The sequence below is a fragment of the Salipiger sp. HF18 genome, from assembly GCF_011806505.1.
Lineage (GTDB): Bacteria > Pseudomonadota > Alphaproteobacteria > Rhodobacterales > Rhodobacteraceae > Salipiger > Salipiger thiooxidans.
In genome coordinates this window covers 1-7,239 of record NZ_JAATOS010000193.1, presented here as the reverse complement: position 1 = coordinate 7,239, position 7,239 = coordinate 1, and the positions used below count along the sequence as shown (strand labels likewise).

The following is a 7,239-nucleotide window of genomic DNA, read 5'->3' as shown; positions in this document are numbered from 1 at the left end:
CTGCATTCGATCATCATGACCGGCGCGATCCCTGTGTTCCTGCGCCCGACGCGGAACCACTTCGGCATCATCGGCCCGATCCCGCATTCCGAGTTCGAGCCCGAGACCATCAAGGCCAAGATCCGCGAGAACCCGCTGCTCGAGGGCTATGACGCCGACGCGGTGCAGCCGCGGATCATGACGCTGACCCAGTCGACCTACGACGGGGTTCTCTACAACACCGAAGAGATCAAGCGGATGCTCGACGGCTGGGTCGAGAACCTGCACTTCGACGAGGCATGGCTGCCGCACGCGGCCTTCCACCCGTTCTACGGCAGCTACCACTCGATGGGCCGCAAGCGGGGCCGCACCAAGCACTCGGTGACCTATGCCACCCAGTCGGTGCACAAGCTGCTCGCCGGCATCAGCCAAGCCAGCCACGTGCTGGTGCAGGACAGCGAGGAGACCAAGCTCGACCGGCATCTCTTCAACGAGAGCTACCTGATGCACACCTCGACCTCGCCGCAATACTCGATCATCGCGAGCTGCGACGTGGCGGCGGCGATGATGGAGCCTCCGGGCGGCACCGCGCTGGTGGAGGAAAGCCTCGACGAGGCGCTCGATTTCCGCCGGGCGATGCGCAAGGTCGACGAGGAATACGGCAACGACTGGTGGTTCAAGGTCTGGGGCCCTGACCAGCTGGCCGAGGAAGGCATCGGCCGCACCCGCGACTGGGAGCTCAAGAAGACCGACAGCGAGGGCGTCGAGAGCTCGGGCGCGGATGCGTGGCACGGCTTCGGCGACATGGCGCCGGGCTTCAACATGCTCGACCCGATCAAGGCGACGATCATAACACCCGGGCTCGATATCGAGGGCAACTTCGGCGACACCGGCATCCCCGCCTCGATCGTGTCGAAGTACCTGACCGAGCATGGCGTGGTGGTCGAGAAGACCGGGCTCTACAGCTTCTTCATCATGTTCACCATCGGCATCACCAAGGGCCGCTGGAACACGCTGCTGGCGGCGCTGCAGCAGTTCAAGGACGACTACGACAAGAACCAGCCGCTGTGGCGGGTGATGCCCGAGTTCTGCGCCAAGCAGTCGCGGTACGAGAAGATGGGGCTCTACGACCTCTGCCAGCACGTGCACGCGCTTTACGCCAAGTACGACGTGGCGCGGCTGTCGACCGAGATCTACCTCAGCGATCACCGCCCGGCGATGACGCCCTCGGATGCCTTCGCGCATATCGCGCGGCGCAAGACCGAGCGGGTCGCCATCGACGATCTCGAGGGGCGCGTGACCACCAGCCTCGTGACCCCCTACCCGCCGGGCATCCCGCTGCTGATCCCGGGCGAGGTGTTCAACACCAAGATCGTCGACTACCTGCGCTTCAACCGCGAGTTCGCGCGCGAATGCCCGGGCTTCGAGACCGACATCCACGGTCTGGTGGTGGAAACAGGCGAGGACGGGCAGACCCGCTACTTCGCCGATTGCGTCGGCGAATGAGCTCTGCCGCGGGGGCACGTGTCATGCGCGCCCCCGCGGATTTCGACGCGCGGTCTACTGGATCGTGATGTCGACGCGCTGGCTCTCGCCCTTGGAGCCGGGGATCTTGAGGAAATACTGGCCGGGCTTGATCGCCAGGAACTCGATTTCCATGGTGCCCTCCTCGTCGAACTCGACGGATTCCAGCCCGAAGGGACGGATCTCGAGCCCGTTCACCACCACCTCGTTCACCCAGATCGCGCGGAAAAAGCCCGAGCCCTCGAGCGCCAGCTCGCCGGTGCCGTCGGCCTCGATCTCGAGCTCGTAGAGCATCCCGGACTTGAGCGCGATCGGCCCGTCGGTCAGCGGCTTGCCCACCGAGAGCGTGATGCCGGGCATCTCGCCCTTGTTGGAATTCGACAGGACGCCGGCAAAGCCGAACTCGTGGGCGCTGGCGGGAATGGCAAGCACGGCGAGCGCGGCCGCGAAAAGCGGTGCCTTCATGGAATGACCTCCTTCAGATCGGATGGGGGGTAAGCGTGGCGGGGGTGCCGCGCAGTTCGAGCACCCGGCTGGCAAGGCGGTCGGCCTCGGCTCTGGCATGGGTGACGAAAAGGGTCGCCGGGCGCTGCTCGGCGATGAGATCCTCGGCCAGTGACAGCATGGCATTAGCAAGGCTGGGGTCGAGCGAGACGAAGGGCTCGTCCATGATCAGCATCCGGGGCCGCCCGGCAAAGGCGCGGGCCAGCGCCAGCCGCCGCTGCTGGCCGAGCGAGAGCGCACGCGGAAAGGCGTCCTCGCGGCCCTTGAGCCCGACCCGGTCGAGCGCGGCGCGGGCCTCACTGGGGGTCAGGCCGGGATGCACCAGCAGCAGGTTCTGAAGCGCCGAGCGCCACGGCAGCAGGGTCGGCTCCTGGAACACCATGGCCATCTCCTCGGGACGCTGGACGCTGCCGTCGAAATCGCGGTCGAGCCCGGCGACGATGCGCAGAAGCGTCGACTTGCCGATCCCCGACGGACCCAGCAGGGCCACCGTCTCGCCGCGCGACACCGAGAAATGCACGTCGCGCAGCACCTGCGTGCGCCCGAAGTGCTTGGCGCGGACGTCCACGCGGATCGCCCCCTCCTCGTGCCTGAGCGGGCGCAGGGGCACCACGCGCGCCCCGTCCTGCCGTATCCCGGGCGTCATTGCACCTCCACGAAGAGCCCCTCGGGCAGGCTGGTGGCCGAGCCCACGAGCTCGGCGCCGCCGAGATCTGCCATCAGCGACAGCAGCTTGTCGGCCGCCGCCCCGTCCACCGGGCCGCGCGCGGGGATGCCGGCGATCCAGTCGGTGCGGAGCTGCTCGAACTCGGCGTCGCTGCCGGCGTTCATCTGCGGGCGCAGCGCTTCCCACGCGGCGTCATCGCCCGAAAGCAGGTCCTTGGCCTCGCGCGAGGCTTCGTAGAAGGCCTGTGCCAGCCCGGGGTTCGCCTCGAAGAACGACGACTTGAAGTAGTAGCCCAGCAGCGGCACGTCCGGGTCGAGCCCCAGCGCCTCGGCGGCGGTCTCGACAGAGACCAGTTCGCGCATGCCCTCGGCCTTCATCTTGGCAAGGAAGTGCCAGAAGTTGATTGCCCCGGCATAGTCGCCGCCAAGCCCCGACTTGAAGATCAGCGGCGGCGCGCCGAAGACCTGCTCGGTCTCGGCCTTCAGGTCCATGTCGTATTCCTGTGCCGCGTAGGCGCGCAGGATCAGCCAGCTCTTGTCGAGCGGCCCGCCCGCGATGCCGATCTTGCCACCGGCGATGTCGCGGAGCGTCTCGGCCCCGGAGTCCTGCGGCACCACCAGCCCGCCCACGGCGCGGGAATAGGGGATCACCACGTAATCCCTGCCCTCTGCGCGCTGGCGGGCGACCCAGATCCAGTCGGCCACCGCCATGTCGGCCTCGTCGCCCTCGACCGCAATGCGGGTGGCGCCGTTGTCGGCGTAGGGCTGCATCTCGAGATGGAAGCCGTGCTTCTCGTCGAGCCCCATCCCGGTGATGGTCGACAGCTCCCAGTTCACGGTGCCGATCTTGAGCGTCGCGGCCCGGATCACCGGCAGGTCCTGCGCGACGGCGCCGGCCGCGATTACGCAACCGGCGACGAGTGCTGCAACGAATGTCTTCATGGTCCCCTCCCCCCAAAGGCGCGCCTGCCGTCGTGCCGACGGCCCCGCGCGCCGGGGCCGCCGCGCCGCCGTCATTCCGCCCGGCGGTTCACCTCGTTGAACTCGGCGTCGAGCTCGATGTCGAACTGCCCGGTGCCCTCGCAGATCACGTCGTCGAGGTCGTAGCCGCCCTCGTCGGTCATCTCGATGTCGTCCGGATCGACCTCGCATCTCATCTCGGTCAGCTTGGCAGCGATCTTCTCCTTGGCCTCGTCCGAGACCATGTCGTCGGCCATCGCCGGTGCCGCCAGGCACAGCGCGACCAGCCCGATTGCCAGTGTCCTCATGTCGTCTTTCCTCCCGTTGGCGGCAGCGCCGCCGTTGCCTCGACCTTCCGGTGTCTGCCACGCCCGGTCCATTCGACCAAAGGCGAAGGTGGCCCGGATCAGTTCGGTGTGATCGCCACGCCCCACGGCTGCTGGCCGACCTGCACCGACTTGATCGCTTCTTCCTTTTCGACGTCGATCACCGTCACGTCGTTGGAATTCCCGTTGGTGGTGATGAGGAACTTCTCGTCGGGGGTGAAGGCCATCTGCCAGACCCGCTGCCCCACCATGATGTAGTCGATCACCTCAAGGCTCTCGCCGTCGATCACCGCCACGCGGTTGGCCGGCCCCAGCGCCACGAAGATGCGGCTGCCGTCCTGCGTGGTCCTGATGCCCACCGGCTGCAGCCACTCGGGCAGCACCCCCGGCACCTCGAAGCCGATCTTCTGGCGCAGGGTCGGCGTGCCGTCCTCGGCGATGTCGATGACGCTCACCGTGCCGCCGATCTCGGCGCTGACGTAGAGCCGGGTGCCATCGGCGGTGTATTCCGCGTAGCGCGGCCGCTGGTCGACGAGCACGTTGTGCTTGATCTCGTAATCCTCGGTCGAGATGAAGTGCGCCATGTTGGTGGTCTCGGAGGTGTTCACCACCCACTTGGTGTCGGGCGAGATCGCCATGCCCTCGGGCTCGACCCCCACCGGCACCTCGGCAAGGATGCTGTGGCTCTCGGTGTCGGTCACCGTCACCAGGTTGTCGTCCTCGTTGGCGGTATAGAGCGGGTTGCCCGAGGGATGAATCACGAAGAGTTCGGGGTCGGGGCCCGAGGGCAGCGTGTAGAGCTCTTCATAGCTCGCGGTGTCGAAGACCCGCACCGTGTCGTCGTCCGAGGCGCAGACATAGAGCAGCGTCCCGTCCGGCGAGAGCGTGACGCCGCGCGGCCGGTTGCCGCCGGGAAACTCCTCGAGCACCTCCCAGGTCTCGGTGTCGAGCACGGTGATGGTGTTGCCGCGCTCGTTCGAGACAAAGGCCTTGCCGGCGAAGGCACCGGAAGCGGCGAGGCAGAGCGTGGCGGTCAGAAGCGGTCGGATCATGTCGGTCCCCTAGTCGAAGGCGGTGCAACTGGACTCGGGACGGTCGAGCCCGAGGGTATCAAGCGGAGAGACCTGGTGCAGGAACCCCTCCTGCGGGCTCACGCTCACGGTGATGCGCCCGTCGTAAAGCAGGATCGGCTGCCGGAGCTGGCCGTTCCACGGGCGGAAGGCGACCTTCTGCCCCTTGAAGGCGGCGAGTTCGAAGGCGTCTGAGAGCACGTACGCCTCGATCTCCGCGGGATCGGCCGAGCCGGTGCGGGTCACCGCCTCGCCCAGCACCCGAAGGGCCAGCCAGGTGTTGTAGTCCTCTTCCTGCACGTGGCGGCGGGCGAGCTTCTCGAAACGGGTCTGGAACTGCGTCGCGCCCCAGGCCTCGTGGGCGCCGTGCATGGTGACGGGGCGCAGCCCGGCGCTGCCCATCACCGGGCGCGGCGTCCAGAGGTGATACGGCAGGGAGGCGGCGAAATAGTCGGGGGCGGCGGCGGCGATCACCACGTCATGCGGCTCGGTCCGCTGCATGAAGGTCGGCAGCTGGCGCTGCACCAGCACGTGGCCGCTGTCGGTGCGGCGAGATCCGCCGGTGTCCTCGAACTCGCGCTCCTCGACGATCTGCGCACCGAACTTGCGGGCGGCGTGGCGGTAGGCCTCGGCCAGGGCACGGTCGGCGGGGTTCGAGCCCGAGACCAGCAACCAGCGCTTCCACTGCTTCCAGACCGCGAACTGGGCCACCGCCTCGGCCTGTATGGCGTAGGAGGGCGCAATGTGCAGGAGGTTGGCACGGCAGCTCTCGCTGCGCAGGTCCACGTCCGCGGCGCGGGCGTTGAACACCAGCGCGCCGGCCTCGGCCGCCTGGTCCGACAGCGCCGCCAGCTCCTCGCGCATCGCGTCCACGACGATGTAGCGGACGCCATCGTCGAGCAGCCCGGCCAGCGCCTCGGTCGCGCCCTCGGGCGGCACCGCGAGGGTCGTGGTCTCGAAGCTGTGGCCCATGAAGCGCCCGGTGGTGGCGTTGTCCTCGTCCGCGAGCACCGCCCCGGCGAAGGCCAGATCGTCCGGGCGCAGGTCGTAGCGCGAGATCGGCAGCAGCGCGGGGTAATCCACCCGCAGCACGCCCGCCCGCACGTCGACCGCCTCGGCGCCGCCTGCGATGACGGCAAGACAGGCCGCTGCCAGCAGCGGCACGATCCTCTTGGACACGATCTTCCTCCCATGATCTGGACGGTACCTCCCAGCCCGTCCACGGCCTGAAACCTCGATCCTCGCGCAGTTTCTGCCAACCGATACTTCCGGATCGGTTGCAGTCATGACGGTAGCGGCGGCACCATTGTTCGCGACTCTTAATTTCTAAGAAGATGTGATGCTTAGCCGCGCAACCCTTCTGATCCTGGCGCTCGCCTGCCCTGCCACGGCCGGCGAGACGGTGGCGTTCTTCGGGATCACCTTCCTTGACAGCTCGCTGCAGACCGCCGAGCTGGGGCAGGATCCCGCGGAAATCGCCCGCATCGCCATGCTCGAGGATCTGGTGCGCACGCGGTTCACCGCCGAGGGCTACGAGTTCGCCGATCTGGAGCCGGTCGCCACCGAGCGCGACCGGATCGTCAACCCTGCCAAGTGCTACGGCTGCGACACCCGCATGGCCACCAAGCTCGGGGCGGACTACTCGCTGGTGGGAGAAGTGCAGAAGGTCTCGAACCTGATCCTGACCATGAACCTGCAGATGCGCAGCGCCGAGACCGGCGACATGGTGAAGGGACGCGTCGTCGACATCCGGTCCAACACGGACGAGAGCTGGCGGCGCGGCATGACCTACATTCTCGACAACACGTTCTTCAAGGAGGAGGAAGAATGAACAGACGAACCCTGCTGATGACGGGGGCGGCCGCGGCGCTGCTTCCCGGCGCGGCGCTGGCCCACGGGCCGACCCGCCAGAAGCTGACGACGAGCGTCGAGGTCGCGGCCGAACCCGCCGATGTCTGGGCCGTGATCGGCGATTTCCAGGACATGAGCTGGCACCCGGCCGTGGTCTCGCAGACCGGCGAAGGCGGCAACGAGATCGACGCCACCCGCGTGCTCTATCTCTCGGACCAGGGCGATGCGGGCCCGAAAATCGCCGAGGTGCTCTACAAGTACGACGCGTCGAAGATGACCTATTCCTACCGCATCACCGATGTCGCGGTGGAGGTGCTGCCGGTGACCAACTACTCGTCGCATCTGACGGTGACGGCGCG

Annotated in this window: 8 protein-coding genes and 1 pseudogene; 3 read left to right on the top strand and 6 right to left on the bottom strand. The window is 67.5% G+C overall.

The features are described 5' to 3' along the window. Nucleotides 1–1,485, top strand: a pseudogene (locus HC022_RS15435) (lysine decarboxylase); the annotation flags it as partial. 54 nt (nt 1,486–1,539) lie between these two features. Here HC022_RS15435 and HC022_RS15430 read toward each other — a convergent pair. The 6 genes from HC022_RS15430 to HC022_RS15405 all read right to left on the bottom strand — a co-directional run bounded on the left by HC022_RS15430 (nt 1,540) and on the right by HC022_RS15405 (nt 6,208). After that, complete coding sequence (locus HC022_RS15430; protein ID WP_089962517.1) at nt 1,540–1,968, bottom strand: hypothetical protein; 429 nt, start codon at nt 1,966–1,968, stop codon at nt 1,540–1,542. A gap of 13 nt (nt 1,969–1,981) precedes the next feature. Continuing rightward, nucleotides 1,982–2,653 (bottom strand): ABC transporter ATP-binding protein, encoded by a 672-nt coding sequence (locus tag HC022_RS15425; RefSeq protein ID WP_254885107.1) that lies wholly within the window; start codon nt 2,651–2,653, stop codon nt 1,982–1,984. Continuing rightward, nucleotides 2,650–3,615: an ABC transporter substrate-binding protein gene (locus HC022_RS15420; protein WP_167453041.1), complete on the bottom strand. Its 966-nt coding sequence runs from the start codon at nt 3,613–3,615 to the stop codon at nt 2,650–2,652. Before HC022_RS15420 ends, HC022_RS15425 begins: the two co-directional genes overlap by 4 nt. A 71-nt stretch (nt 3,616–3,686) precedes the next feature. Continuing rightward, complete coding sequence (locus HC022_RS15415) at nt 3,687–3,941, bottom strand: PepSY domain-containing protein (protein ID WP_008887359.1); 255 nt, start codon at nt 3,939–3,941, stop codon at nt 3,687–3,689. 98 nt (nt 3,942–4,039) lie between these two features. Then, complete coding sequence (locus HC022_RS15410; protein WP_175583596.1) at nt 4,040–5,011, bottom strand: YVTN family beta-propeller repeat protein; 972 nt, start codon at nt 5,009–5,011, stop codon at nt 4,040–4,042. 9 nt (nt 5,012–5,020) lie between these two features. Beyond that, nucleotides 5,021–6,208, bottom strand: coding sequence for an ABC transporter substrate-binding protein (locus HC022_RS15405; RefSeq protein WP_167453040.1), 1,188 nt, complete (start codon nt 6,206–6,208; stop codon nt 5,021–5,023). Nucleotides 6,209–6,368: 160 nt separating this feature from the next. Here HC022_RS15405 and HC022_RS15400 point away from each other — a divergent pair, with 160 nt between their 5' ends. Further along, on the top strand, nt 6,369–6,860 hold the full coding sequence (locus HC022_RS15400; RefSeq protein WP_167453039.1) for a DUF3280 domain-containing protein: 492 nt from the start codon (nt 6,369–6,371) through the stop codon (nt 6,858–6,860). After that, a partial coding sequence (locus HC022_RS15395; protein WP_167453038.1) for an SRPBCC family protein occupies nt 6,857–7,239 on the top strand: 383 nt, incomplete at its 3' end. The genes HC022_RS15400 and HC022_RS15395, both read left to right, overlap by 4 nt.